Source organism: Streptomyces sp. NPDC104106 (genome assembly GCF_055584345.1).
Genome location: NZ_JBVJMF010000003.1, coordinates 381,619 through 405,716, shown reverse-complemented (window position 1 = coordinate 405,716; position 24,098 = coordinate 381,619). Strand labels below are relative to the sequence as shown.

The 24,098-nt window shown below is 73.3% G+C and carries 24 protein-coding genes and 1 pseudogene; 12 read left to right on the top strand and 13 right to left on the bottom strand.

All coding sequences use genetic code 11. The features are described 5' to 3' along the window. Nucleotides 1-99 precede the first annotated feature (99 nt). The 4 genes and pseudogenes from ACZ60X_RS09200 to ACZ60X_RS09185 form a co-directional block, all read right to left on the bottom strand. Nucleotides 100-1,111 (bottom strand): annotated as a pseudogene (locus ACZ60X_RS09200) (DNA topoisomerase IB). Next, nucleotides 1,102-1,431: a DUF3040 domain-containing protein gene (locus ACZ60X_RS09195; protein ID WP_469595315.1), complete on the bottom strand. Its 330-nt coding sequence runs from the start codon at nucleotides 1,429-1,431 to the stop codon at nucleotides 1,102-1,104. The pseudogene ACZ60X_RS09200 and the gene ACZ60X_RS09195 overlap by 10 nt, the downstream one beginning before the upstream one ends. Before the next feature lie 135 nt (nucleotides 1,432-1,566). Continuing rightward, entirely contained in the window at nucleotides 1,567-2,298 is a 732-nt protein-coding gene (locus ACZ60X_RS09190; RefSeq protein ID WP_469595313.1) for a GAF and ANTAR domain-containing protein, read from the bottom strand. Nucleotides 2,299-2,375: 77 nt separating this feature from the next. Beyond that, nucleotides 2,376-3,143, bottom strand: a complete 768-nt coding sequence (locus tag ACZ60X_RS09185; RefSeq protein WP_469595310.1) for a GAF and ANTAR domain-containing protein — start codon at nucleotides 3,141-3,143, stop codon at nucleotides 2,376-2,378. 179 nt (nucleotides 3,144-3,322) lie between these two features. Between ACZ60X_RS09185 and ACZ60X_RS09180 the strand changes: the two genes are divergently transcribed. After that, the gene (locus ACZ60X_RS09180; RefSeq protein ID WP_469595306.1) at nucleotides 3,323-4,795 is read left to right on the top strand and encodes an aminotransferase class I/II-fold pyridoxal phosphate-dependent enzyme; all 1,473 of its coding nucleotides are present in this window, start codon (nucleotides 3,323-3,325) and stop codon (nucleotides 4,793-4,795) included. Nucleotides 4,796-5,145: 350 nt separating this feature from the next. Here the strand turns inward: ACZ60X_RS09180 and ACZ60X_RS09175 are convergent, their stop codons facing one another. Beyond that, the gene (locus ACZ60X_RS09175; protein ID WP_469595303.1) at nucleotides 5,146-5,622 is read right to left on the bottom strand and encodes an SRPBCC family protein; all 477 of its coding nucleotides are present in this window, start codon (nucleotides 5,620-5,622) and stop codon (nucleotides 5,146-5,148) included. A gap of 134 nt (nucleotides 5,623-5,756) precedes the next feature. On the opposite strand from ACZ60X_RS09175, the gene ACZ60X_RS09170 reads away from it, so the two are divergent. From ACZ60X_RS09170 to ACZ60X_RS09140, 7 genes are all read left to right on the top strand, one after another. After that, the gene (locus ACZ60X_RS09170; RefSeq protein WP_469595301.1) at nucleotides 5,757-7,283 is read left to right on the top strand and encodes an FAD-dependent oxidoreductase; all 1,527 of its coding nucleotides are present in this window, start codon (nucleotides 5,757-5,759) and stop codon (nucleotides 7,281-7,283) included. Between the two features lie 49 nt (nucleotides 7,284-7,332). Continuing rightward, a complete protein-coding gene (locus tag ACZ60X_RS09165; RefSeq protein WP_469595299.1) occupies nucleotides 7,333-8,028 on the top strand; it encodes an HAD family hydrolase in 696 nt (231 codons plus the stop codon). Between the two features lie 193 nt (nucleotides 8,029-8,221). After that, complete coding sequence (locus tag ACZ60X_RS09160; protein WP_469595297.1) at nucleotides 8,222-8,899, top strand: HemK2/MTQ2 family protein methyltransferase; 678 nt, start codon at nucleotides 8,222-8,224, stop codon at nucleotides 8,897-8,899. After that, a complete protein-coding gene (locus tag ACZ60X_RS09155) occupies nucleotides 8,883-9,158 on the top strand; it encodes a CDGSH iron-sulfur domain-containing protein (protein WP_469595295.1) in 276 nt (91 codons plus the stop codon). Before ACZ60X_RS09160 ends, ACZ60X_RS09155 begins: the two co-directional genes overlap by 17 nt. Next, on the top strand, nucleotides 9,155-10,222 hold the full coding sequence (locus ACZ60X_RS09150) for an iron-containing redox enzyme family protein (RefSeq protein ID WP_469595293.1): 1,068 nt from the start codon (nucleotides 9,155-9,157) through the stop codon (nucleotides 10,220-10,222). The genes ACZ60X_RS09155 and ACZ60X_RS09150 overlap by 4 nt, the downstream gene beginning before the upstream one ends. A 42-nt stretch (nucleotides 10,223-10,264) precedes the next feature. Then, a complete protein-coding gene (locus tag ACZ60X_RS09145; protein WP_469595292.1) occupies nucleotides 10,265-10,678 on the top strand; it encodes a YciI family protein in 414 nt (137 codons plus the stop codon). Further along, on the top strand, nucleotides 10,678-11,823 hold the full coding sequence (locus tag ACZ60X_RS09140) for an RNA polymerase sigma factor (protein WP_469595977.1): 1,146 nt from the start codon (nucleotides 10,678-10,680) through the stop codon (nucleotides 11,821-11,823). Before ACZ60X_RS09145 ends, ACZ60X_RS09140 begins: the two co-directional genes overlap by 1 nt. Here ACZ60X_RS09140 and ACZ60X_RS09135 read toward each other — a convergent pair. Together ACZ60X_RS09135 and ACZ60X_RS09130 are read right to left on the bottom strand one after the other, a co-directional pair. Continuing rightward, nucleotides 11,801-12,460 (bottom strand): DinB family protein, encoded by a 660-nt coding sequence (locus tag ACZ60X_RS09135; RefSeq protein ID WP_469595291.1) that lies wholly within the window; start codon nucleotides 12,458-12,460, stop codon nucleotides 11,801-11,803. The genes ACZ60X_RS09140 and ACZ60X_RS09135 overlap by 23 nt on opposite strands. A gap of 39 nt (nucleotides 12,461-12,499) precedes the next feature. Further along, nucleotides 12,500-13,594: an alcohol dehydrogenase catalytic domain-containing protein gene (locus ACZ60X_RS09130; protein ID WP_469595290.1), complete on the bottom strand. Its 1,095-nt coding sequence runs from the start codon at nucleotides 13,592-13,594 to the stop codon at nucleotides 12,500-12,502. A gap of 140 nt (nucleotides 13,595-13,734) precedes the next feature. Here ACZ60X_RS09130 and ACZ60X_RS09125 point away from each other — a divergent pair, with 140 nt between their 5' ends. After that, entirely contained in the window at nucleotides 13,735-14,628 is an 894-nt protein-coding gene (locus ACZ60X_RS09125) for a LysR family transcriptional regulator (protein ID WP_469595289.1), read from the top strand. A gap of 347 nt (nucleotides 14,629-14,975) precedes the next feature. Here the strand turns inward: ACZ60X_RS09125 and ACZ60X_RS09120 are convergent, their stop codons facing one another. Continuing rightward, complete coding sequence (locus tag ACZ60X_RS09120) at nucleotides 14,976-16,964, bottom strand: S53 family peptidase (protein WP_469595288.1); 1,989 nt, start codon at nucleotides 16,962-16,964, stop codon at nucleotides 14,976-14,978. Nucleotides 16,965-17,276: 312 nt separating this feature from the next. Continuing rightward, the gene (locus ACZ60X_RS09115) at nucleotides 17,277-18,245 is read right to left on the bottom strand and encodes a Vgb family protein (protein WP_469595286.1); all 969 of its coding nucleotides are present in this window, start codon (nucleotides 18,243-18,245) and stop codon (nucleotides 17,277-17,279) included. Nucleotides 18,246-18,678: 433 nt separating this feature from the next. Here ACZ60X_RS09115 and ACZ60X_RS09110 point away from each other — a divergent pair, with 433 nt between their 5' ends. After that, nucleotides 18,679-18,900, top strand: coding sequence for a hypothetical protein (locus ACZ60X_RS09110; RefSeq protein ID WP_469595284.1), 222 nt, complete (start codon nucleotides 18,679-18,681; stop codon nucleotides 18,898-18,900). 104 nt (nucleotides 18,901-19,004) lie between these two features. Here ACZ60X_RS09110 and ACZ60X_RS09105 read toward each other — a convergent pair whose 3' ends face one another. After that, a complete protein-coding gene (locus ACZ60X_RS09105) occupies nucleotides 19,005-20,012 on the bottom strand; it encodes a LacI family DNA-binding transcriptional regulator (RefSeq protein WP_469595282.1) in 1,008 nt (335 codons plus the stop codon). Nucleotides 20,013-20,121: 109 nt separating this feature from the next. Between ACZ60X_RS09105 and ACZ60X_RS09100 the strand changes: the two genes are divergently transcribed. Both ACZ60X_RS09100 and ACZ60X_RS09095 read left to right on the top strand, forming a co-directional pair. After that, on the top strand, nucleotides 20,122-21,276 hold the full coding sequence (locus ACZ60X_RS09100) for a Gfo/Idh/MocA family protein (RefSeq protein ID WP_469595280.1): 1,155 nt from the start codon (nucleotides 20,122-20,124) through the stop codon (nucleotides 21,274-21,276). Further along, entirely contained in the window at nucleotides 21,273-21,461 is a 189-nt protein-coding gene (locus ACZ60X_RS09095; protein WP_469595277.1) for a hypothetical protein, read from the top strand. The genes ACZ60X_RS09100 and ACZ60X_RS09095 overlap by 4 nt, the downstream gene beginning before the upstream one ends. A gap of 684 nt (nucleotides 21,462-22,145) precedes the next feature. On the opposite strand, the gene ACZ60X_RS09090 is transcribed toward ACZ60X_RS09095, so the two are convergent. From ACZ60X_RS09090 to ACZ60X_RS09080, 3 genes are all read right to left on the bottom strand, one after another. After that, nucleotides 22,146-22,637 (bottom strand): lipoyl(octanoyl) transferase LipB, encoded by a 492-nt coding sequence (locus tag ACZ60X_RS09090; protein WP_469595275.1) that lies wholly within the window; start codon nucleotides 22,635-22,637, stop codon nucleotides 22,146-22,148. Nucleotides 22,638-22,727: 90 nt separating this feature from the next. Beyond that, nucleotides 22,728-23,429, bottom strand: a complete 702-nt coding sequence (locus tag ACZ60X_RS09085) for a metal-dependent hydrolase (RefSeq protein WP_469595272.1) — start codon at nucleotides 23,427-23,429, stop codon at nucleotides 22,728-22,730. Nucleotides 23,430-23,558: 129 nt separating this feature from the next. Continuing rightward, nucleotides 23,559-24,062, bottom strand: a complete 504-nt coding sequence (locus tag ACZ60X_RS09080; RefSeq protein ID WP_469595269.1) for an LURP-one-related/scramblase family protein — start codon at nucleotides 24,060-24,062, stop codon at nucleotides 23,559-23,561. Nucleotides 24,063-24,098 lie beyond the last annotated feature (36 nt).

Here is a 24,098-nt window from a genome sequence, read left to right as displayed (position 1 = left end):
CACTGCGTTCATCTTCTTTCTGCGTGTCGCCTGTTCACCGAGTTGCCAAGCGCGGCACGGGCAAACATCGGCGGTCGGGCGCCCCTTGCGCACCCTCCGCTACGCCAGCAGCCGCAGGACGGCCTCTTCGGCGGCGCCCCGGGTGGCCGGGCAGCCGAACGGGGCCTCGGCTCCCAGGCGCTGGAGGACCGGTGCGATGGTGCGGCCCTCCTCGAACAGCTCGAAGAGGCGCGGATTGATGTACGAGGCCCGGCAGACGGCCGGGGTGTTGCGCAGATAACCGGCCACTTCCCGCACCGCCCGGCTCTCGGCCCGTTTGCGCGCGGCCGCCGACTCCGCGGCCACCGGAGCCGAGACCGCGAGGGCGACGGCCGCGAGGACGGTGGCGTGCCAGGTCCTGAAGTCCTTCGCGGTGAGGCCGGTGCCCGCGCCGTCGCGCAGGTAGGCGTTGAGGTCCTCCGCGTGCACGTCGTGCCAGATCCGCCCCTGCCGGTAGGCGAACAGACGTGATCCGTCGTCAGGCCGACGCAGCAGAGCGCGCGTTGTGCGCCAGGCCGATGCGTCGACGAGCGTGCGCGACACCTCCTTGGCGCTCTTCGCGGTGTAGGTGAAGCACACTTCGCCCCGGCGGCAGGACACGTGCTCACGCAGCATCGTGGTGAGGCCGTAGGTGTCGTTGTCCCTGGTGTACGCCTCGCTCCCGATCCGGAACATGCCCAGGTCCAGCAGCCGGGCCGCGCAGCCGAGGACGCGGGTGCGGCACAGGCCGCGCAGCGCCAGATCCGCTGCCACCCGTTCACGCAGCCGCGGCAGCCGCCGCGGCCTCCAGCACGTGCTCGTGCTTGGCCGCCTCCCGCTGCTCGCGGAACCGCGGGTGGTAGAGGTACTGGCGCCGTCCCGCCGCGTCCGTGCCGATCGCCTGGATGTGGCCGTTGGGCAGGGGGCGGATCCACACGTCCGTCCAGGCCGGCGGGATCACCAGCGCGCGGAAGCGGTCCCGCTCGGCAGGGTCGGTGACGGTCCTCCCGGCGGGGTCCAGGTACCGGAATCCGCGACCGCAGCGCAGCCTGGTGTACCCCGGTGCGTGGACGTCACTGGTGCTCAGGCGCATGGCTCGTCCCGTTCGGCGCCGCCGCCGTCCCGGCTCGCGCGGCGCAGCAGCCGTACGCCCTGCACCAGCGTCAGCGGCCACACCGCGGCGAAGCACCACAGCACCCCGAGGTCCGCCGTGCGGATCCCCATCACGGCCAGGAACACCGAGGCCGCCGTCAGCAGCGCGACGGCGGCCCGCAGCCAGATCCGGGCGGGCCGTGGGCGCATCCGGTGTGCGAAGCGCCGGTCGCGGCACAGTTCGGCCTCGATCCGCGACAGCGCGAGTCGTTCGTACGGTGAGAGCCGGACGTCCTTCGAAGGTTCAGCGCCCTCTGCCATGGCGACGGCACCTCCCTCGGGTACGACGGGGCGTACGGCACCGTCGGCCCCGGGCGCCGGGCGCGCGGCGGCAGACGGTACCGGCAGCCGAGTGCCCTGGATCGGGCCGCCGACACCACGGGCCGGACGCGCGGCTCAGACCGGAGCGGCGACCACCGCGTCCGGGGCCAGACCGCGCCGGACCAGAGCCTGGGCGACGCGGGTGAGGCGGTCGTCGGTGCGCTGGGCGTAGTTCCGCAGGGCATTGTGGGCCTCGGCCAGGCTCAGGCCGCCGAACTCGGCGATCATGCCGTCGGCGATCTCGACGGTCGCCTGCGCGGCGATCGCGGCCTGGGCCCGGGTGGTGATGTCACCGGGGCGGATCGGATACGGATTCCAGTTCACGAGGGCCACGGCGGTGACGTCGGCGAGCGCCTGGGCCGGGTTCAGCGCCGGCTCCGGCAGCCCGCCGGACGCGTTGAGCAGCAGATTGACGGCGCCGATGATCTGGCGGTGGACGCGCAGGGGCAGCGCGTGCACCGACTGGAAGCCCGCGTCCCGGGCGTACGGCGCCACCTGCGGCCAGCGGTCCGTGCTGCTCACCAGGTCCGGGGCGTTCACCCGCTCGCCCAGGCGGTAGGAGTCGACGCAGGGGCCTTCGTCGGTCTGGAGCTGGAAGAGTTCCAGGAGGGCGGCCCGGTCGTCGGTGACGGCCATCGTGCGCAGGCCGCCGCGCAGCGGGGCCACCATGACGCCGACCTCGTCGGCGCCGGTGATCTCCTTGCAGTTCGTCGCGAGACGGTCCAGGAGCACGACCGGATCGACGTCGTCCGCGAAGGAGTCGGCCAGCCCGACGAGCGCGTCGGCGAGCTGCTGTTCGCGGTTCACGACTGTTCACCGTCCAGTCCGTCGGCGCCGGTGGGACGCCGGTCCTCCTGCTCGCCCGACTCGCCTCCCGGCCCCGTTCAGGCCGGGAGCTGGATACGCGCGATCACGTCACGGGCAACCTCGGTGACCGTACGGCCCTGGGCGAAGGCACGTGCGCGCATGCGGTCCAGAGCCTCCTCGGGATCCACACCGAACTGCATCATCACTATGCCCATCGCCTGGTAGACCTCACTGTGCTCGGCCTCCGCGGCCTCCACCCACGACGCTACCCCGTCTTCCGGCTCCTGTTCGGACTCGTCCTGCCGCGGATGCAGATTCATGACGGCGAAGGTGACCGCGTCCCGTGCCCACAGGGCTATGGCCAGGTCGCCCGCCGACAGCGGGCCGGGCCGGTCGCGGTAGAAGTCGAGGGTGCCGATCGAGGACCCGCCGACCCGGAGCGGCAGGGAGAACACCGCCCTGACGCCCAGCGAGACGGCCTGGTGGGCGAAGACCGGCCAGCGCCTGCGGTCCGGTTCCCTGCCCAGGTCCGCGGCCAGTACCGGGGCCGCCGCGTCGAGGGCGCTCTGGCAGGGCCCGTCGCCCAGGGTGTACTGCGCCTCCGCCAGCAGGGCCGCGACCCGGTCACTGGCACACCAGGTGGCCCGCACGGTGGAACCGCCGGAGATCGACACCGACGCGCCGGTGACCGGCAGCAGACCCACACAGGCCCGGCACAGGGCCTCCGGTGCCGCTTGCGCGTCGACGCCTCCGGCCGCCGCGGCGAGCGCCTCGATGACGCGCAGCCGTTCCTCCACCCCCGAGGGTTCACCACCGCAGGGCTGCGCGGAGGAACTGGATGGCATGGTCGTCACCTCCGCGACGGCGGACTCGGTCAGCAGACATGATCCACCGGTCTCCCGGCCGGCGAGGGTCCGGGGTCGGTTGCCGTCCCCGTGTGCACCCGCCGGGTACCCCTGGCGGGGAGCGGCCCAACCACGAGTCGCGACGGCATGCCCCCAGTCGGCCGGGGAACTCCGCCGACATGGATCTCCACCACGACGAAGCACCCGTTCTGGACGCCCTGGCCCGCTACCACGACGTCGGTGAGCTGGGCTTCACCCCTCCCGGACACAAGCAGGCACGCGGCGCGGATCCACGGGCCCGTGCGGTCCTCGGCGACGCCGTGTACCTCGGTGACGTCCTGGCCAACGCGGGGCTCGACGACCGGCTCTCCCGGGGCCGGGTGCTCCAGCGGGCCCAGGAGCTGATGGCCGACGCGGTGCACGCGGACCACACGTTCTTCTCCACCTGCGGCAGCTCGCTGTCCGTCAAGGCCGCCATGCTGACGGTGACCCGCCCCGGCCACAGCATCGTCGTCGGCCGGGACGCCCACAAGTCGGTGGTCGCCGGGCTCATCCTGTCCGGCGTCGAACCGCTGTGGGTGGAACCGGAGTGGGACGCCGAACGGCATCTGGCCCATCCCCCATCGGCCGCCGCCTACGAGAAGGCCTTCTCCGGGCACCCCGACGCGGACGGCGCACTCGTCACCAGCCCCACCCCGTACGGCACGGCCGCCGACCTGCGCGGCATCGCCGAAGTCTGTCACCGCCGCGGCAAACCGCTGATCGTCGACGAGGCCTGGGGTGCCCATCTGCCCTTCCACGAGGGGCTGCCGTCCTGGGCGATGGACGCGGGTGCCGACGTGTGCGTGACCAGCATCCACAAGATGGGCAGCGGCCTCGAACAGGGCTCGGTCTTCCATCTCCGGGGCGGCCTCGTCGACCCCGCCGAACTCGCCTCCCGCGCCGACCTGCTGGGCACCACCAGCCCCAACGTCCTTCTGTACGCGGGGATCGACGCCTGGCGCAGGCAGATGGTCCAGCACGGCCACGGACTCATCGACCACGCCCTGCGGCTGGCCGAGCGCACCCGGCGCACGATCGAGGGGATCGACGGCTTCCACGTCAACGACGCGGACGACTTCTGCGGGCCGGGGCGTGCCGCGGGCTTCGATCCGCTGCCGCTCGTGATGGACATCGAGGAGCTGGGGACCACCGGCTACCGGGCCGCCGACTGGCTGCGTGAACGCCACCACGTCGACCTGCACCTCTTCGACCACCGGCGGATCAGCGCCCAGATCACCCACGCGGACGACGACAGGACCGTCGAGCGGTTGCTCACGGCGTTGCGCGATCTCGCCGACCACGCGGACGAGCTGCGTGACGCGCCGCGTGTCGACGTCCCTTCCCCCACGGACCTGAGGCTGGAACAGGTCCGGCTGCCGCGTGACGCCTACTTCGGCCGGCACGAGGACGTGCCGGCGAGGAGCGCGGCGGGGCGGACGGCGGGCGAGATGGTCACGCCCTACCCGCCCGGCATCCCCGCCGTGCTCCCCGGCGAACGCCTCACCGAGCCGGTCCTGCGCTATCTGACCACCGGTGTGGCGGCGGGTATGAACCTGCCCGACACGGCCGACAGCGGCCTGGACACGATCCGGGTGGTCGCCGAGGAGTGAGCCCCGCGGCGTCGCGGACAGGGGGCGGCAGTGGCCCCTTGGAGACCAGCGGTGTCAGGGGTGATCCGACCGCTGCTCCGGGGGAATTCCGTCGCCCTCACCCGCCTTTCTTTCCCTTGTCCGTGCCATGGACGCGCCCGCCCCCGGCCTCGTCCCGGCGGGCCTTCGGCTCGGCGCTGTGCTGGGGCGTGGCACCGCCTTCGCGGCCGCGGCGCTGCTCGGGCTGCTGAGGACCGGGCATCCCCGGACGCCTCGTCCCCGTGTCTCCCGCCGGATCTCGTTCGGTCCGACGGGTTCCCCGGAGCAGCGGTCCGGCTCTCCGGCCGGCAGCCGGAGGCGGTGCGCGACGCTCAGAGGGTGGTGCCGGGGTCTTCGGGCCGGATGCGGCCGCGCCAGCCGCCGCTCACGTCACCGCCACCCTCGACGTAGTCCTTGAAGCGGCGCAGGTCGCCCTTGACCCGCCGGTCGATCATGCCGAGGGCGTCCGCGCCCTTCTCCGCCAGGCCGGACGGCTCGACGTCCATCGTGAGTTCCACGCGCGTGTGCATGTCGTCCACCCGCTCGAACCGCACCGAGCCGCGCTGCTGGGTCTCGCCCGCGACGGAACGCCACGTGATCCGGTCGTCCGGCAACTGGTCGACGATCTCCGTGTCGAACTCGCGCCGTACCCCGCCGATGCGGGTGATCCAGTGGTTGTGCCGGTCGTCGAGCTGCCTGACCTCCTCGACGCCTTCCATGAACTTCGGGAAGTCCTCGAACTGGGTCCACTGGCCGTACGCCACACGGAGCGGGACCTCCACCTCGACCGCTTCCTTCACCGTGCTCATGAGTGCCTCCTCGTCGGCTCGTCGCCGGGGCCGGGCCACGCCGGCCTCCCGCGTGTGTGCGTGGCACCGGGTACCCGGGAAGAACAGCGCGAAGACTGCGTACATCACCTCGCGATCGCGGGAACCCGGCGGGCATGAACACTGAGTCGGTGATCCGAGGTTCGTACTGGCTTCAGACCGCACCGGCCGGCGCGCCCGCTCCCCCGCCGGCCGGGGACATCTCCGTGGACGTGGCGGTCGTCGGCGGTGGCATGGCAGGTCTGAGTACGGCCTGGGAGCTGGTGCGACGCGGCCGTGAAGTGGCCCTGCTGGAGGCCGACCGGATCGCCGCCGGGGTCACCGGCCATACGACGGCGAAGCTGACCGCCCTGCACACCCTCGTCTACGACCATCTGCGGCGCACCCGCGGCCGCGACGGCGCACGGCTGTACGCGCGCTCGCAGTCGGCCGCGATCCGCCGTGCCGCCGAGATCGTCACCGACCTCGGCATCGACTGCGAGTGGGAGGAGGCCGCGGCCTGCACCTACGCCGAGGATCCGCGGCAGGTCGCCCAGGTGCGGGCCGAGGCCGACGCGGCGCGCGAGGCGGGCCTGCCGGCCGCGTTCGTCACCGGCACGGAGCTGCCCTTCCCCGTCGCCGGTGCCGTCCGGGTGACCGGCCAGGCGCAGTTCCACCCCCGCAAGTACCTGCTCGCCCTGGCGGACGACCTGGTCCGGCGCGGCGGCGCGGTGTACGAGGGCACGCGTGTCACCGGGCTGACGGAAGGGCAGCCGTGCGTCCTGTCGACCGACGGGGGTGTGTCGGTGCGGGCCCGCGAGGTCGTGGTCGCCACGCACTACCCGGTGTTCGACCGGGCCCTGCTCTTCACCCGGCTCTCCCCTCGCCGCGAGCTGGTCGTGGCCGGACTCCTCGACGCGGACCGGGCTCCGCGCGACATGTACATCACGCCCGAGGAGAACACGCGGTCGGTCCGCAGCGCGCCGTACGACGAGGGCAGGCGTCTGCTGATCGTCACCGGGGAGCACTTCGGTCCGGGCACCGCGGACGCCGGGGAGCGGTTCGACCGGCTCGCCGGCTGGGCCCAGAGCCGTTTCGCCGGGCTGACGCTCACCCACCGCTGGGCCACACAGGACAACGACTCCACGGACTCGGTGCCCCTCGTCGGGCCGTTGCACCCCGGCAGCCGCCACACCTATGTGGCCACCGGTTTCGGCGGTTGGGGGCTGAGCGGCGGCATCATGGCGGGGCTGCTGATCAGCGATCTCGTCGAGGGCCGCGCCGTCGAGTGGGCGGATCTGTACGACCCGCGCCGAGTGGCCTCCGTGGTCCGCGAGGGCGGCTCGTTCCTCAGGCATCAGGCGTATGTGGCCCGGCACTTCGTCGCCGACCGGCTGCCACACGCCGGTGCGCGCTCGCCGGAGGACCTGGCGCCGGGCGAGGGCGCCGTCGTACGGCTGGGCGGGCGCCCGTGCGCGGTCCACCGGGACGACAGCGGCCGGCTCCAGGCGGTCTCGGCGCAGTGCACCCACCTCGGCTGTGTCGTCGCCTTCAACCAGGCGGAGCAGGCGTGGGAATGCCCGTGCCACGGCTCGCGCTTCGCCCCGGACGGCCGCGTCCTCCAGGGTCCCGCCGTGCGGCCGCTGGACCAGCGTGAGATCTGAGCCCCCAAGGCCGCACATCATCTGACCGTCCACGCAAAGGAGAACCGGTATGTCCACGAACGAAGGCCAGGAGCGAGAGGGCACGGGGCGGGCAGCGGTGTTCGACGTGGACGGAACCCTCGTCGACACCAACCATCTGCACGTGGTCACCTGGTGGGAGGCGCTGCGCCGGGCGGGACACCTGGTGCCGACCCACGCGATCCACCGGGCCGTCGGACTGGGCTCCGAGGACCTCGTGGCGCATCTGCTCGGCGGGCCGTCGGCGGTGGACCCCGGCGAGGCGGAGTACCTCAGCACGGCCCACAAGGTGCTTTACGCCCAGTACTTCGAGCGGCTGTCCGCCCTGCCGGGGGCGGGGGATCTGCTGCGGCGGCTGGCCGGCGACGGCTGGAGCGTGGTCCTGGCCACCTCGGCCGGCGGTGAGGAACTGTCCGCGCTGCGACGTGCGATCGACGCGGACGACGCCATCACGGCGGCGGCGAGCGCCGACGACGTCAGCGAGGGCAAGCCGGCCCCGGAGCCGGTCGAGCGGGCCCTGGAGCTGGCGGGTGTCCCGGCCGGGCGTGCCGTGTTCGTGGGCGACACGGTGTGGGACATGCGGGCGGGCAGCCGGGCGGGGGTGCGGTGCGTGGCGCTGCTCTGCGGCGGCATTCCCCGCGCGGACCTGGAGGAGGCCGGCGCCGACGCCGTCTTCGACGACCCGGCCCAGTTGCTCGACGCCCTGCCGCGGAGCCCTCTGGCGTGACGGAGCGGGTCTGGTCCCGGCCCCGCCGACGTTATGTCCCCCGGCCCGGGGTACCCGTGGAACCCAGCCGGTTCGCGTCCGGCTCGGCACACACACCGTTCCCGTACGTCGCCCACCGCATTCGGAGCAGGATCGTGAAAGCTCTCGCCGCTGCCCCCACGCCCCGCACGACACGCCGGCCCGGGGCTTCGCGATGACCGTCGAGTCGGTCTCCGCCCCGCCCCGGTTCCGGTGCCTTCTCCCGCCGGGCGTCTACCGACCGCAGACCGACACGGGGCTGCTCAGCCGGGCGATGCGGCGCGAGCACATCACCAGCTGTACCGACGTGCTGGACCTGGGTACCGGCAGCGGCGCGCTCGCCGTGGAGGCGGCGCGCCGGGGCGCCCGCGTCACAGCGGTGGACATCTCGTGGCGGGCGCTGGCCGCCACCTGGTGCAACGCCCTGCTGAACGGGCAGAGCGTGCGCGTACGCCACGGTGACCTGGCGTCCGCCGTCCCGGGCCGGCGCTTCGACCTCGTGGTCACCAACCCGCCCTACGTGCCGGCCCCCGACGACGCTCCGCCGCGCGGCAGTGCCCGGGCCTGGGACGCCGGGACGGACGGCCGGCTGCTGATCGACCGGATCTGCGCCACGGCGCCCGCGGTGCTGCGGCCGACGGGAACACTGCTGATGGTGCACTCGCACCTGAGCGGCGTCGACGAGACGCTGGCGCGGTTCCGGGCGGCGGGCCTGCGCGCCGAGGTCGTGGACCGGGCCCGGGTGCCGTTCGGCCAGGTGCTGTGCTCCCGGCTCGCGTGGCTGCGCGAGCGCGGACTGTTGGCCGGCCGTACGACGGAGGAGCTGGTGGTGATCCGTGCCGAACACGCCTGAACGACCGCGCCGTATCCGCGTCCAGCGCGACGGGCCGCTTCTGGTGGAGGGGCCGGTCGAGGTCGTGGGCGAAGACGGTGAGGTGAGCGTGTCGCGGCGTTTCGCGGTGGCTGTCTGCACCTGCCGGCGCAGCCGGACGATGCCCTGGTGCGACACCAGCCACCGCCGCCGCGCCAAGCGGCACGAGCAGGTCGAGGAGTGCCCGGGAGGCGAAGGGGGCGCAGTGGACCCGAGCGGCGAGGAGGGCGGCGCGTCATGACGGACGTGCGGACGCAACGGCGGATCCGGCCTGCGCCGCTGCCCGAGCCGCGCGGCCCGCTGTCCGCCGGGCTCATGGCCGTACTGCGCGGATCGGCGTCCGCGGTTCCTCCGCCTCCCCCGGACTGCTCCCCCTACGGCGACGATCTGCAACTCGCCCTGTACCTCCTCTACGAACTCCACTACCAGGGCTTGGAGGGCGTTGCGGACGACACCGAGTGGGATCCCCGGCTCCTCAGCGCGCGCCGGGAGTGGGAGGACCGCTTCCTGGGCGCGCTGCGGGCCGACGCGCCGGTCGGCGAGCGGGATACGGCGCAGCGGGAGCTGGACCGGCTCCAGCTCGAACCGGTCGGCGACGACAGTGGCAGCCTCTCGCACTTCCTGCGCAACCACGGCACCCTCGGCCAGTTCCGTGAGTACGCGGCGCTGCGTTCGCTGTACCACCTCAAGGAGGCCGATCCGCACGCGTGGGTGATCCCCAGGCTGCGCGGGCGGGCCAAGGCGGCCATGGTGGCGGTGGAGTTCGACGAGTTCGGCGCGGGCCGCGCGGAAGAGATCCACGCCGAGCTGTTCGCGGACCTCATGGCGGACCTGGGGCTCGACACGTCGTACGGCCGCTACGCCGACGCGGCGCCCGCCGAGGCGCTGGCCACCGTGAACCTGATGTCCCTGTTCGGTCTGCACCGGGCGCTGCGCGGGGCGCTCGTCGGGCATTTCGCGGCCGTCGAGGTGACGTCGTCCCCGGCCTCCCGCCGGCTGGCCGAGGCGCTGCGACGGATGGGCGCGGGACGGGCGGCCGTGCGGTTCTACACCGAGCACGTCGAGGCGGACGCGGTCCACGAGCAGGTCGTACGGCACGAGGTGGTCGCCGGGCTGCTGGCGGACGAGCCGCGGCTGGAACCCGACGTGGTGTTCGGGATCCGCGCGACGGGCCGTCTGGAGGACCGGCTGGCCGCCCGCCTCCTGGGAGCCTGGCGGTCGGGAACGACGGCGCTGCGGAGAGAACCCGGAAAAAAATCGGACGGCGATGTCGAGAACGCGTATCGGGCTCCGTCCCCGGGGTGAAGGCGACCACAATGGGCCGCACGAACACCGAGGAGAAGCACGATGGCCAAGTACCTGCTGCTGAAGCACTACCGCGGCGCTCCGGCTCCGGTCAACGACGTGTGCATGGACCAGTGGAGCCCGGAGGAGATCTCGGCGCATGTGCGGTACATGAACGACTTCGCGGCCCGGCTGGAGAAGACGGGCGAGTTCGTCGACGGTCAGGCGCTCGCCCCCGAGGGCGCGTGGGTGCGCTACGACGGGGAGGGGCGCCCGCCGGTCACCGACGGACCGTTCGCGGAGACCAAGGACCTCATCGCCGGCTGGATGGTCATCGACGTCGACAGCTACGAGCGCGCCGTCGAGCTGGCCGGGGAGCTGTCGGCCGCCCCCGGGGCGGGTGGCAGGCCGATCCACGAGTGGCTGGAGGTGCGCCCGTTCCTGACCGCGACGCCCACCATCACCGAGTGCCATTGATGAACGAGGCCCTGCTGAGGAGCCTCACGCCGAGCGTGCTCGCCATCCTCGTCCGCCGCGGAGCCGACTTCGCGGCGGCCGAGGACGCCGTGCAGGACGCCCTGGTCGAGGCGCTCCGGGTCTGGGCGGCCGACCCCCCGCGGGACGCCAAGGGGTGGCTGGTCACCGTGGCCTGGCGCAAGTTCCTCGACGCGACGCGTGCCGACGCCGCCCGGCGCCGGCGTGAGGACCGCGTCGAGGAGGAGCCGGCGCCCGGGCCGGCGCCCGCGGTGGACGACACGCTCCAGCTCTACTTCCTGTGCGCCCACCCGTCGCTGACCCCGTCATCGGCGGTCGCGCTCACGCTGCGCGCCGTCGGCGGGCTCACCACCCGCCAGATCGCGGAGGCCTACCTGGTGCCCGAGGCAACCATGGCCCAGCGCATCAGCCGGGCCAAGCGCACCGTCTCAGGCGTGCGCTTCGACCGGCCCGGCGACGTCTCCACCGTCCTGCGCGTCCTCTACCTCGTCTTCAACGAGGGCTACTCCGGCGACGTCGACCTCGCCGCCGAGGCCATCCGGCTCACCCGGCAGCTCGCGACCCGCATCGACCACCCCGAGGTGGCCGGGCTGCTCGCCCTCATGCTGCTCCACCACGCCCGGCGCGCCGCCCGGACGACGCCCGACGGCACCCTGGTGCCGCTCGCCGAGCAGGAACGCGGCCGGTGGGACACCGCGTTGATCGCCGAGGGCGTCGGGATCCTGCACGCGGCCCTCGCCCGCGACCGGCTGGGCGAGTACCAGGCCCAGGCCGCCATCGCCGCCCTCCACGCCGACGCGCCCACCGCCGAGGAGACCGACTGGGTGCAGATCGTCGAGTGGTACGACGAGCTGGCGCGCCTGACCGACAGCCCGGTCGTCCGGCTCAACCGCGCGGTCGCCGTCGGGGAGGCCGACGGGCCCCGCGCCGGTCTCGCGGCGCTCGCGGCGCTGGACGCCTCACTGCCCCGCCACACCGCCGTGGCGGCGCACCTCCACGAGCGCGACGGCGACCTGGCGACGGCGGCCCGGCTGTACGCCGAGGCGGCCCGCAAGGCGCCCAACCTCGCCGAGCGCGACCACCTGACGCGCCAGGCCGCCCGGCTCAACTCCCGCCGCCGTGCCTGACCTTGCGGCGTCCGCGGCTCCGGGACGGCGGCAGGGCGCTTACGTCCTCGGCTTCCCGTGCCACGCGCTCCAGCCGCTCGCGGTGGCTCTCCCACCACGCCCTGTCCACTGGTGGCATGTTGTCCTTGCCCTGCACATATCCGACAGATCCGTCGATCAGCTCTCGCACGATGTCGGCGTGGCCGGCGTGCCGCTGGGTATCCGAGATCACGCGCACCAGGACGTGGTGCAGCGTCACCTGCCGGCGTTCCTCCGGCCACCACGGGACATGACCGGTCGCGTCGAGCGTCAGCGCCGCGATCGTGCGGTCGGAGTGCTCCCACGCCTGGCGGTACAGCCCGACGATCTGTTCCCGTGACTCGTCCGCGGTGGCCCACATGTCCGCGTTGGGTTCCGACTCCTCGGTGTACCACCAAGGCGGCGGCTCCGCGTCGAAGAACGGCCGTCCGAACGTGTCGCCGAAGTACGACAGCTCCACGCCGGCGACATGCTTGACCAGCCCCAGCAGGTTCGTGCCCGTGGGAGTCAGCGGACGGCGGATGTCGCGTTCCGAGAGTCCGTCGAGCTTCCACACCAGGGCATCACGCGCCTGCTGCAGGTAGCGGACGAGGTCCGCTTTCGGGTTCGGTTCGATCATGCCGGGCAGTTTTCCACCCGGCACTGACAGCCGGCCTTGTCAGCCTGCGGACGGGGTCAGGACGGTACGGTCGAAGGCGCTCGGGTGGGCGGCGGCGTGGGCGACGGCGTCGTTGACGGCGTCGAGGGGGAACGTGTGGACCTGCTCGGCGGCGAGGGCGAGGTCCTGCGCGCCGCCGGCGAGGAGCCGGATGATACCGGCGGTCGCCGTGCGCGGGTACATCCACTGGCCGCGCACGGTGACCGAGTTGCGCATCAGCCACGGGTACGGGAGCGCGAGATCCGCGCCGCCGAGCATGCCGACACCGCCCATGAGGACGATGCGGCCGTACTCGCGCACCGTCATGGCCGCGGTGCGCGTCACCGAGGCGGGTGCGCTCGGGGGCAGCAGATCGATCACCATGTCGACCGGGCCGTCGGCCGCGGCGGTCAGCGCCGACTGGTCCGCGGCCTGCTGTCCGGTCAGCTCCACGGGGCGTAGGCGCGGGCCGAACCGCTCGGCGAGGCGGTCGAGGGCGGACCGGTCGCGGCCCGGGGCGACCACGCGGCCCGCGCCCATCGCCAGGGCGACCGCGACCGCGCTGCCGCCGAGGTTCCCGGTCGCGCCGCTGACGAGGAGCGTCTCGCCGGCCTGGAGCCCGCCGGCCAGCAGCCCGCCGTAGGCGATGGCGTACACGACGAGCGAGGCCCAGCGGGCCGGGTCGTCGCCCGCTGCCGCGGGCAGGGGGAAGACGTTCTCCGTCGGGACCCGCATCCGTTCGGCGAACGCCCCGTCGTGCAGGTACCGGGCGAGCTTCGCGCCGCCCTCGCCCCGGGAACTCCAGCCCTGGAGCGCGATGTCGGGCGCCAGGGCGTCGTCCCGCGAGCGCACCGTGGGATCGCACCACACGAGGTCGCCGACGCGGAGCCGGGTGGCGTCGGGACCGACGTGGACAATCCGGCCGACGCCTCCGGTGCCGGGCACGACGGGCGGGACGAGCGGGTATTTGCGCACGTCGCTGAACACCTCCGCCGCGTACGGCACGACGCAGGCGGCGAGCACCTCGACCACCACCTCGCCGTCCCGCACGTCGGGGTCGGGCACCTCCCGCACCGAGAGCGGGACACCGAACTGCGTCAGAACTGCTGCGCGCATGGCTGGATCTCCGTCATCTTCCGCCCGCCTGCGGGGACTCGCTCGTCCCCACGCGGGTTCAGGTTCGTCGTGACGAGGCTAGGCAGCCGGGTGGGCATGCCGGAAGCGAAGATCTGGCATCCATGGTATGCGTATGTCGCATGGACCTTTCGAGTTCGGGCCTGCGAGTGCTGCGGCAGATCGCGGAGTCGGGCAGCTTCACCTCGGCGGCCGGCCGCCTCGGCTACACCCAGTCGGCGGTCTCCCGCCAGGCCGCGGCCCTCGAACGCAGCGCGGGCGCCGTGCTGTTCGAGCGCCGTACCGACGGGGTGCGGCTCACCCCGGCGGGGCTGACCCTGCTGCGCCACGCCCGCACCATCCTGGATTCCGTCGACGCGGCCGAGCGCGACCTCACCGGGGCCGTACCGCAACGGCAACGCGTACGGCTCGGGGCGCTCCTGAGCGCGGGCGCGGCGCTGCTGCCCGCCGCGCTCACCCGGCTCGCCACCGACCATCCTGAGGTCACGGTCACCACGAGCGAGGGAACCACCCCTCGCCTCATCCGGGCGCTGCGGGCCGGCTCGATCGACCTCGCGCTGCTGACGTCCCGGCCGCCGCACCGCCCACCGGACAGTGAGTCGCCGCGCCTGCACGTCGAGACCGTCGAGGACACCGAACTGCTCGTGGCCGCGCGCACGACCGGGGTGTTCGCGGGCCGGGCCTCGGTGCACATCGACGAACTGGTCGACGCCGCCTGGATCGCCGCCCCGTCGTCGTCCTCCGAACCGCTGCTCGGTGTCTGGCCGGGCCTTCCGGGCAGGCCACGCGTCAGCCACTGCGTCCGGGACTGGCTGACGAAGCTCCACCTGGTGGCCGGCGGCTTCGGGGTGACGACGGTGCCCTCCCGCATGTCGGCGGTGCTGCCGCCCGGGGTGGCCCTGCTGCGCGTCGAGGGCGCGCCCGCCGAGATCCGCCGGGTCCTGCTCGCACGCCTGCCCGGTCGTCCTGCGCCGGCGGTCACGGCCGTCACCCGGGCGTTCCGTGCGACCGCCTGACCGACGCTCACAGGGCGGTCGAGCACGGTGGACTCCCGCGGTCGCCGTTCGATCTCGGAGCCGCAGAGCCGTGGTCCGGGGCGTCCGCTGTGAGGGGCCGGTCCTGGCCCTTGGCCGGTAGCGGGCCGTGGCTCCTCAGCAAAGGGCCGTACGGCTGGAACCGCGCGGGCGTTCCTGGAGCAGCGGGGTGTACCGGGCCACCGTCCCGGCCCGGGCGTCCGAGAGCCGTTCGCCTCTTCGGGCTGACATCAGCAGTCGCGGCAGATCCCGGTCGCCTTCACGGCCCGGCGGCCCGAAGCCGGCGCGGGAGCCGTGCCTCGGGCCACGTGGTCCGGTGCCCGGACCGCTCAGTGTGCGAGGCGGCGCAGCCCGGCGATGAACGCGGCGCCGTCCGGGGTGCCGACGCCCGTCATGGTGTCGTACCCCTTGGCCGTGACCTGCTGGGTTGAGGCGCGGTCCTGGGAGCCGAAGAGGTCGACGCCCGGGCTGGCGCCGGGGCCGGCCGGCGGCACGTAGGCGCCCCGGTCCCGCTGGGGCGTCCGCGAGGAGATCGGCAGCACGTCGTGGTAGGCCCGGGTGCCGGCGAGCCGGTAGATCAGCGGATTGCTGAAGCCGAACGGCGTCTTGCGGCCCTGCTGGGCGTCCGCCACGAGGCCGGCGATCAGCGGGCACGCCAGACTGGTACCGGCGTTCACCATGGTCCGGTAGGGCCCCGGCCCGCCGTTGTCCCCCGACTCGGTGTACCCCGTCAGCAGGCCGGTGTCGGGGTCGGCGTCGGCGGCGATGTCGGGCACGGCACGGTTGGTGACGACCCGCTTGCCGACGCGGACTCGGGACATCGACGCGGGGACGACACCCTTCTGGTAGGCGGGCTGTGCCTGGACGAGGCTGGTGCCCCCTCCACCGCCCCCGCTGACGCCCAGGTCGGTCCACCTGCCGTGGTCCAGGGAGCCGTAGTCGTCGGACCACCCGGTCTCGAAGACCCGGTTGTCCGACGCCCCGATGCCGAGGCTGGTGCCGCCGACCGCGACCGCGTACGGGTCCGAGTCGGTCACCGTCAGCCCGGGGGTGTCGCCGGAGGAGAAGTACATGCCGACCCCTTCGGCGGCGGCCCGCACGTCGATCGCGTGCACGGTGCGCTCCGGCACCGCGCCCAGGGGGATCTGCCAGGAGTTGGACACGATCGAGGCGCTGGGGTGACGGCCGTCGCCGGTCAGTACGGTCACGGCGGCGTCGAGCAGCGCCTGGTCCTCGTCGCAGCCGCCCCCGACCACCATCAGCTGGTCGGCGCCGGGGGCCATGGCGTAGAGGGCCTCGGAGTCCATCTCCGCCTCGTCGTTGACGGCGGGCGAAGGGGCCGCCACCGCGCGGGGCGGGGCGGGGCGGCAGGTGGTCGCGGAGCGCACCTCCCGGAACTGGGAGGGTTTCGGCGCGGGCAGACTGTTGCGGCGCGCGTACTCCTTCAGCGTCCGGTACATCGCGGTCGGCGACTCCTCCTCGGTCAGCGCCACGGTCTGGCCCTTGCCGGTGTCCGTCCAGGTCGCCCCGTAGGCGGCGCGGATCTGGGCGGCGGAGTACCCGCACACCGGCAGCGACACCGTGCGCACGCCCCGGTAGGCGGGGGCGAGGGTGCGGGTGTGCTGCGCCCAGTACCGGGAGCACGTCGGCGCTGCCGCCGCCGTGGACCGCCCCGGCTCGCCCGGTACGGCCACGCTCCGGGACGGGTTCGGCCGGGCGCCGCTCATCCCGGTCACGCCCAGGACGTCGGGTGCGAGCGAGGCGGGCACCGACACGTCCCGGTCGTTGGCCTGGACGAGCGCCGGTTTGCCGCTGGCGTCCTCCACCCGGTAGCGGTTGATCCGCACCTGGAACGCCGACTGGACCGTCGAGACGGGCCCGGTCGCCGAGACGTAGTCGCGGCCACGGCTGATGCCGACCCGCGTCAGGCCCTTGGCGCTCAGCCACGCCGCCACGGCCCTGGCGTGCGCGGCGCTGGGACCGAACCGGGCGGTGTAGCCGTCCGGGCTCAGGTAGCGGTGGAACTGCGCGCTGCCCGGCGTGGCGACCGCGTCGGCGAACGCCGCCGCACCGGTCAGGTCCGGCGACAGCCACACCTGCACGGTCAGCTGCCGGGAGGCCGGCACGGCACCGGCACGCGGCAGGGTGCGCACGGCCGGGGAAGCCGTCCCCGGCACCGGTGTGGTGGTGGCCGCCTGCGCGCTGCCGGGCACCCCCAGCATCGCCCCCGCGGCCACCACGGCCGCGCAACCGGCCATCGCGACGGCGGCCCGGCGCCGACCGCGCCTCGCGGCGCCCGCCGGCCGCCCCTTCGACAACGCTCTATCCACGCACTTCCCCCAGCCCGGTCCGATCGCTCCCGCACGTGCCGTGTTCCGGCTCCCGCCCCTGCTACGACGCGGACCTGCGGCCCGGGGTTGCGGTGATCCCGGGAACGGCCGAATCCCGGTCCCCTCACGGTCGCCGGCGACCGGCGACGACCGGCACGCGTTCCCTCGCCCTCGGGACGCCGGGCACACGACGCCTTGCGCCGCTCCGTGCACCGGATCGCCGGTGCGGCGTTCCTCGTGAGCGGCGACCTGCCGGCCCGGCTCCCCTGGTGAGCCTTACCAGCAGGCGGTGTAGGCGTCTTACTCCCGGGGTTCGGCTTCCCCGGTCCACGGGGCCACCCGCGCGACCGCTCCGGTCTCCAGGGCCGCCCAGAGCGCGCCGTCGGGGCCGACGGTGATGCCGTGCGGTTCGGACGCCGCTGACGGCAGGTCGTACTCGGTGATCTCGCCGCCGGCGGTGACACGACCGACGCGGTTGGCCGCCCATTCGGTGAACCAGCACTCGCCGACGGCGGACGCGACGACGGCGTGAGGCCGGGCCGAGCGGTCGGGGAGGGGGAACTCCTCGATCCCGCCGTCCGGTGAGATCCTGCCGATCTGCCCCGCCCCGATCTCGACGAACCACAGCGCGGCGCCGTCACTGGTGATGCCCACGGGCGCGGCGGCCGGGGTGGGCAAGGGGTACAGGGCGGTGTCGCCGTCGGTGGTGATACGGCCGATCGCGTTCGCCTGGTTGAGGGTGAACCACAGGGCCGCGTCGGGTCCGGCGGTGATCGCCGCGGGGAAGGCCCCCTCGACGGGAAGCGTGAACTCGCTGACCTGTCCCTGGGTCGTGATGCGGCCGATCCGGCCGGAGTTCATCTGCGTGAACCACAACGCGCCGTCCGGTCCGGCCGTGACGCCGAAGGGCCCGCTGTCCGGCGCCGGCAAGGGGAAGGAGTCCGCGTCCCCGTCCGTGGTGATGCGACCGATCCGGTGGTCCTGGGACCGGGCGAACCACAGGGCTCCGTCCGGGCCGGGGGTGATGACCGTGGGACGGCACTCGGCCGAGTCCAGGGGGAATTCGGTGAGTTCGCCATCGAGGCCGAGCCGCGCGATGCGGCCGCGGTGGACGAAGGTGAGCCACAGCGCACCGTCGGGTCCGGCCGTGATGCCGTACGGCCCGGCCTCCCTGTCCGCGACGGGGAACTCCCTGACCACCGGCGGCTCGGAGTGCCGCACGGCAGTGGCCGGGGGTTCGACGTGCTCTGTTCGCCTGCCTTCGGTCATGCGGCGATCGTACGGCCGCCGCCCCGCCCGCCGCTGATCATTTCCGCCGCCGCTCGCAGGGACGCTGGACCATCTGACGTGGAACGGGCTTCACGGGGCCACACGCTCACCGTGGACGACCACCGCCTGCCGGGTACCGGCCGGCACCCGCCCGCCCGGGCGAGGTCCGCCGCCCGGCAGCCCGGCGCCCGCGCCTGGGCCGGACGGGACCGACGGCGCGGCAGGCCGCCGCCGGGGCCCTTCGTCCCGGCCTCGCCCTCGCACACCGTGGCTCCGGCGTGCAGGACACCACGGGCGAAGGCCATCCGCATGGCGACACGGCATCCGGTCCGGCAGCCCTTCCGCCGGGTCGCGGAACGGGCCCCCGTGTGACGGCACATATTCGGCAAAGACCCCGCCCGGCCCCCACCGACGACCGTAACCCTCGCGGCCGGTGTCCGTTGCCCCCGGCATGGACGAACTCCTCGACCCCGTACTCGGCATGCCCGAACCGCACGAACCCCGACTGCCGCTGTTCACCCTGTCGGAGGCATATGAACTGCTGGACGTCCTCCAGCACTTCGGCACGACCGACCACGACTGGGGCGCACAGGCCCGGCACTTCGCCGCCGAACTCGCGGCCCGCGTGCCCTTCCACGACAGCTACGGCGGCTAGTGCCCAGCAGGCAACCCCCCGCGCAGCGGGGGAGCATGCCGGGCGTCGCGGCGGGGCGAACGTCGCCTGCCCGGGCATAGGCCGCAGGACGGCGTCGACGGGTGTCATGGCTCGGTGCGCGGCGGACCGGTGGTGCCGCGCACTTCGAGGCGGGGGGTGGCGAGGTCGGTCTCGGCCGGGCGGTCCGGTGCGTCGATCCGGTCGAGCAGCCGTTGCGCGGCGCGCCGGCCCACCTCGTGGCTGGAGTTGTCCACGGTGGTCAGCCACAGATGGCGCAGCCGCGCGAGGTAGGTGTTGTCGTAGCCGACCAGGGACAGGTCCCGCGGGACCCGCAGGCCGCTCTCCTCGGCGGCCGAGAGTGCGCCGACGCAGGTCATGTCGTTGCCCGCGAAGACGGCGGTCGGGCGCCGGGGGCGGCTCAGCAGCCGGACGGCGGCCCGGTAGCCGCCCTCCTCGGTGAGGTCGCCCTGCTCCACGACCGTCGTGTCCGCGAGCCCGTGGGCGCGCATGGTGGCCTCGAAGCTGCGCCGGCGCAGCTCGCCGACCGCGCCCTGGCCGGCGATGTGGGCGATGTGCCGGTGGCCGAGGCCGATCAGGTGCTCGGTGGCCAGGCGGGCCCCGTGTCCGTCGTCGCCTGCGACGATGTCCACCCCGGGCAGCACCGGTTCCCGGGTGCCGGCGACGACCGTGGGGACCCGGCTGGCCACGGCGCGCAGGGTCTGGGGGTCCTGGAGCGTGCCGACGGCGATCAGGCCGTCGACGCGCAGCTCGGTGAAGGTCCGGGTGAGATCCTCGCCGAGGCGCCGGTTCAGCCGGCCGTCCGCCAGCAGGACGTGCATCCCGCTGTCGTGGAACCGGCCGTTGAGGCCGTCGAGCAGTTCCACGAACCAGGGATTGCGCAGGTCGTTGAGGAGGACCCCCACCGCGCGGGTGCGCCGCTCGCTCAGGCTGCGCGCGGCCGCGTTGGGCCGGTAGCCGAGCGCCTCGACCGCGGCCAGGACGGCCTCGCGCTTCTCCGGCCGTACACCCTCCGAGCCGCGCAGGACCAGCGAGACGAGGGACTTGGACACGCCGGCCCGTTCAGCGACGTCACGGATGGTCGGAGCACTCATGTCTGGACCGTTCCATATCGCGCCCGGCCGTGTAAAGACCTCTTGACAGCCGGGAGAAGCAGGACTCAGGGTGGGCGCAACTTCTGGAACGGTCCAAAGAAGGATGCTCATGGTGAACACGCTCGGCGTCGCCGTCGTCGGATTCGGCTGGATGGGACGGGTCCACACACAGGCGTACGCCCGCCTGCCGCACCACTTCCCCCAGCTGTCCCTGCGGCCGCGACTGATCGCCGTCGCCGACGAGGTACCCGGCCGCGCGCAGGAGGCGGCCGGGCTCTACGGCTTCGCCTCGGCGACCCGCGACTGGCGCGAGGTGGCCGCCGATCCCCGGGTCCAGGCGGTCAGCATCACCGCCCCCAACTTCCTGCACCGCGAGATCGGCGTCGCCATGGCCGAGGCGGGCAAGCACATCTGGATCGAAAAGCCGGTCGGCCTCACGGCCGAGGACGCGCGCGCGGTGGCCGACGCGGTCGCCACGGCCGGGGTCCAGGGCACGGTCGGCTTCAACTACCGCAACGCGCCCGCCGTCGAGGCCGCCCGCGAGCTGATCGCCGCCGGGGAGATCGGCACAGTAACCCACGTCCGCGTCCGTCTCCTCAGCGACTACGCCGCACACCCTCAGGGCGCGCTGACCTGGCGCTACGAGCGCGGGCGCGGCGGCAGCGGCGTACTCGGGGACCTCGCCTCGCACGGTGTCGACCTGGCCCGGTACCTGCTCGGCGAGATCACCGCGCTCACCGCCGACACGGCCGTCTTCGTGCCGGAGCGGGCCCGTCCGACCGGCGCCACCGCCGGTCACAGCCTCGCGACCGGCGGCGAACTCGGGCCGGTCGAGAACGAGGACTACGTCAACTGCCTGCTGCGCTTCGCCTCCGGCGCCCGTGGTGTCCTCGAAGCGTGCCGTGTGTCGGTCGGTGAGCAGAACAACTACGGCTTCGAGGTGCACGGCACGAAGGGCGCCGTCTTCTGGGACTTCCGCCGCATGGGCGAACTCGCCGTCAGCCGCGGCGCGACCTATCAGGACCAGCCCGTCAGCACCGTCTACGTCGGCCCCGGCCACGGCGAGTACGCGGCGTTCCAGCCGGGCGCGGCCACCAGCATGGGCTACGACGACCTGAAGGTGATCGAGGCCCACCGCTTCCTTCGCTCCATCACCGGGGGCACCCCCGTGGGCGCCACCTTGAGCGACGCCGTGGCCGGCGCCGTCGCGCTGGACGCGATGGAGCGCTCGGTCCAGCAGGGGACGTGGGTGACCCTCGTATGAGCGCGGTACGCATCGGGGTCATCGGCGCGGGCGTCATGGGCGCCGACCACGTGGGCCCACTGCACCGCTCGGTGGCCGGCGCCGAGGTGGCGCGCGACGCCGACGGCAACCAGGCGGAGGTCCGCACCACGCTGTTCAGCGACACCCGCACCGCCGCCCCGTCGCCGGCACCCACGCCGCCCTGACCCTGCCCGGGCCCTTTCTACCAGCCGGGCGACCTCCTCCTCACCCCGTCCGGCGGCGGCACACCGCTGACCCGCACCGAACCCGCGACGCCCTGCACTTCGAGGCCGCCGCGGTCGCCAGGTACGTCACGGCAGGCCGGCTCCAGGCCGAGGAGCGGACCCCGGCCGACTCGATCACCACCCTGCGCGTGATGGACCGGATCCGCGCCCTGTGCGGCATCACCTTCCCCCGCCCTCGCCCTGACCCGTCATCCCATGACACCGAAGCCGCCGTCCCGGCCGCTGTCGCGGGCGCCGTTGATCTCCCCCAGCAAGCCGATCGCGACGTAGGAGCCCGGCAGGGCGGTCCTGTCGTGGAGGTCGGGGCACGTCCGCCCAGTGGGACGGCCGAGAGGCGCCACGGCTGTCGGCGGCCGCTGCCGCCTGATGGCTGCGCCCGTCTCCGCCGTGTGCGGTGGTCGCACGCGGCGGGATCCGCCACCGCCCCGCCACCGGCTCGCACCACGGGCCCCGCACGGCGCCGGTCCCGCGAGGAGCGGGCGGATCGGTCGGGGCGCGCGTCACACGCTCACCGGAGCGCTCCGGCCGGTGTCACCGCCCCGAAGGCCTGGGCCACCGCGTCCCGGACCGCCTGCTCCGTCGGTGCCGGTCTCCCCTGTTCGGCGGCCATCTCGGCCAGTGACGTCATCGCCCCCTCGGGCAGCCCGCACGCCGTGAACCGCGTGAACTGTCCAGGTCCGAGCTGATGTTGAGCGCGAAGCCATGGCTGGTCACCTTGTTCCGGATGCGCATGCCGATCGAGACGAGGTTGTCGTGGCGCGGGGTCCACACGCCGACCAGGCTCTGGGCGCCCCGCGGTGTCTCGCGCCGTACCGTCTGGAAACCGAGGGAGTCGAGAGCGCGGATCAGCCCGTTCCCCACCCACTGGCCAGGACCGTGGTACGTGGCCTGGCCGCCCCGGTCGACCTCGACCGGAGGGATCGGCGAACCGGCTCTGGGCAGTTCCTCCGGAGGCGTCCGGGAGCCGTAGGTGATGACGGGCGGGTGGGTCAGCAGGACCAGCCGGTCCCGGATCTCCCCCGCGCCGCGCTGCTCGACCCACCCCTTCAACGCCTCCGTGGCCTCTGTGTACGGCGCCTCACCGAGATCGACGCGTTCGAGCGTGGGCTCGCTCACCTCTGACCTCCCCAGGTCACAGGATTCGTCGGCATCGTTCGCGCCCGACGTCGACGGTAAGGGGGCGCGGCGCGTGCTCGTCCGCCCGTCTCAGTGCAGGGGGTGCGGCGACAGCACGGTCAGCCAGAGCAGGGCGATGGTGCCGGCGCCCATCAGCGGCGTCAGTATCTCGGTCTCCAGCTTGTTGCCGCTGCTCTTGATCAGCACGATCTCGTAGCGCGACTTCAGCGGCCACAGCCAGGGCGCGCCCTGCTTGGTGAGGGAGTCGCCGAGAAGATGGGCCAGGCAGCCGAGCCCGATCGCGTAGGGCAGCCAACCCGGCGCCGACGGGATGAACTTGTCGATGGCGGCGGTGCCGAGGGCCGCCAGGGCCACGATGGTGCCCCAGGCATGGAAGCCGTGTCCGGGCGGGCAGAGATTGAGTGCCCGCACGGCCAGCGCCAGCAGGAAGAAGCACATGCCGAGAGTGAAGGGCCTGCCGAGGTAGGCGATTCCGGCCCAGGTGCCCGCCGTCATGAAGGCGACGAAGAACAGGGAGTGGGTGGCATGGCGATGGCCCCCGGAGACGAACGCGACGAACCGGCACAGCAACCGGGAGACCGGGCCGAGGAAGTTCGCGATCGTGCCGTCGTGGTGATCCAGGTCGGGCAGCAGCGCGGCGCCCGCGCAGAGCACCGTGCCCATGAGGACCTCCTGGGGCGACAGATGCGTGTGCAGCAGCACGTGGGGCAGATAGGGAGCGGTGCCGGCGAACAGCAGGGCGCCGCTCACGGCGTGCGAATGGCCCATCATGGCGAGGTGGTTCTCCCCCGGTCCGGCGCCGTGTCAACGGCGCGTCGTCGTACGAGCGTCAAAGATGTGCGGATGGCAAAGGGCGTGCGGATGGCAAAAGGTGTGCGCGCGTCACACCACGTGTGCGGCTCAGAGGTTGGTGAGCCGCTCGCCCTCGCGGTCCTCGATGATGTGGTCCACGCACACCGCGAGGATGATCAGCAGCAGCCAGTCCGGTTCGCTCATCACGTCGACCGCGTAAGCGTCGCGGAGGGTGAACCAGCGGCGCGATATGTGCGCCAGGGTGCCGCTGTCGTCCGTGATGTCGAACTCGCGGTCCCAGAGGTTGCCCGCGATCCGCAGTCGGCGGCCGCCGCGCAGGGTCACCTTGAAGCGGTCCCCGAAGATGCGGAACGTCCGCTTGCTGATGCGGCCCACGGTCTCGCCGTTCTGCTTGACGAGGATGGTGTGGTGCAAGGTGAGCGCCTTCTTGACGATGCTCGCCACCTGGTTGCCGGCGGTGTCGACGAAGTCGAACGTGGTGCGCAGCCGCAGCAGTTTGCGGTTGACCTTGAACAGCCTCTCCCGGTGTTCGGTCTCGACCCAGGCCTCCTCGTGGAAGGCCAGCATGCGGTCGCGCACCAGGTATCGCATCAGTACCCCGTCCAGATCCGAAGAAGAGAATCATCG

Excerpts from the sequence above, each read along its gene's own strand:
- ACZ60X_RS09135 (WP_469595291.1), bottom strand. The coding sequence starts at position 12,460 with ATGATCGAACCGAACCCGAAAGCGGACCTCGTCCGCTACCTGCAGCAG.
- ACZ60X_RS09160 (WP_469595297.1), top strand. The coding sequence starts at position 8,222 with ATGACCGTCGAGTCGGTCTCCGCCCCGCCCCGGTTCCGGTGCCTTCTC.
- ACZ60X_RS09170 (WP_469595301.1), top strand. The coding sequence starts at position 5,757 with ATGAACACTGAGTCGGTGATCCGAGGTTCGTACTGGCTTCAGACCGCA.
- ACZ60X_RS09095 (WP_469595277.1), top strand. The coding sequence starts at position 21,273 with ATGAGCGCGGTACGCATCGGGGTCATCGGCGCGGGCGTCATGGGCGCC.
- ACZ60X_RS09125 (WP_469595289.1), top strand. The coding sequence starts at position 13,735 with ATGGACCTTTCGAGTTCGGGCCTGCGAGTGCTGCGGCAGATCGCGGAG.
- ACZ60X_RS09145 (WP_469595292.1), top strand. The coding sequence starts at position 10,265 with ATGGCCAAGTACCTGCTGCTGAAGCACTACCGCGGCGCTCCGGCTCCG.
- ACZ60X_RS09140 (WP_469595977.1), top strand. The coding sequence starts at position 10,678 with ATGAACGAGGCCCTGCTGAGGAGCCTCACGCCGAGCGTGCTCGCCATC.
- ACZ60X_RS09195 (WP_469595315.1), bottom strand. The coding sequence starts at position 1,431 with ATGGCAGAGGGCGCTGAACCTTCGAAGGACGTCCGGCTCTCACCGTAC.
- ACZ60X_RS09100 (WP_469595280.1), top strand. The coding sequence starts at position 20,122 with ATGGTGAACACGCTCGGCGTCGCCGTCGTCGGATTCGGCTGGATGGGA.
- ACZ60X_RS09165 (WP_469595299.1), top strand. The coding sequence starts at position 7,333 with ATGTCCACGAACGAAGGCCAGGAGCGAGAGGGCACGGGGCGGGCAGCG.
- ACZ60X_RS09085 (WP_469595272.1), bottom strand. The coding sequence starts at position 23,429 with ATGATGGGCCATTCGCACGCCGTGAGCGGCGCCCTGCTGTTCGCCGGC.
- ACZ60X_RS09180 (WP_469595306.1), top strand. The coding sequence starts at position 3,323 with ATGGATCTCCACCACGACGAAGCACCCGTTCTGGACGCCCTGGCCCGC.
- ACZ60X_RS09115 (WP_469595286.1), bottom strand. The coding sequence starts at position 18,245 with ATGACCGAAGGCAGGCGAACAGAGCACGTCGAACCCCCGGCCACTGCC.
- ACZ60X_RS09130 (WP_469595290.1), bottom strand. The coding sequence starts at position 13,594 with ATGCGCGCAGCAGTTCTGACGCAGTTCGGTGTCCCGCTCTCGGTGCGG.
- ACZ60X_RS09080 (WP_469595269.1), bottom strand. The coding sequence starts at position 24,062 with ATGCGATACCTGGTGCGCGACCGCATGCTGGCCTTCCACGAGGAGGCC.
- ACZ60X_RS09105 (WP_469595282.1), bottom strand. The coding sequence starts at position 20,012 with ATGAGTGCTCCGACCATCCGTGACGTCGCTGAACGGGCCGGCGTGTCC.
- ACZ60X_RS09185 (WP_469595310.1), bottom strand. The coding sequence starts at position 3,143 with ATGCCATCCAGTTCCTCCGCGCAGCCCTGCGGTGGTGAACCCTCGGGG.
- ACZ60X_RS09150 (WP_469595293.1), top strand. The coding sequence starts at position 9,155 with ATGACGGACGTGCGGACGCAACGGCGGATCCGGCCTGCGCCGCTGCCC.
- ACZ60X_RS09175 (WP_469595303.1), bottom strand. The coding sequence starts at position 5,622 with ATGAGCACGGTGAAGGAAGCGGTCGAGGTGGAGGTCCCGCTCCGTGTG.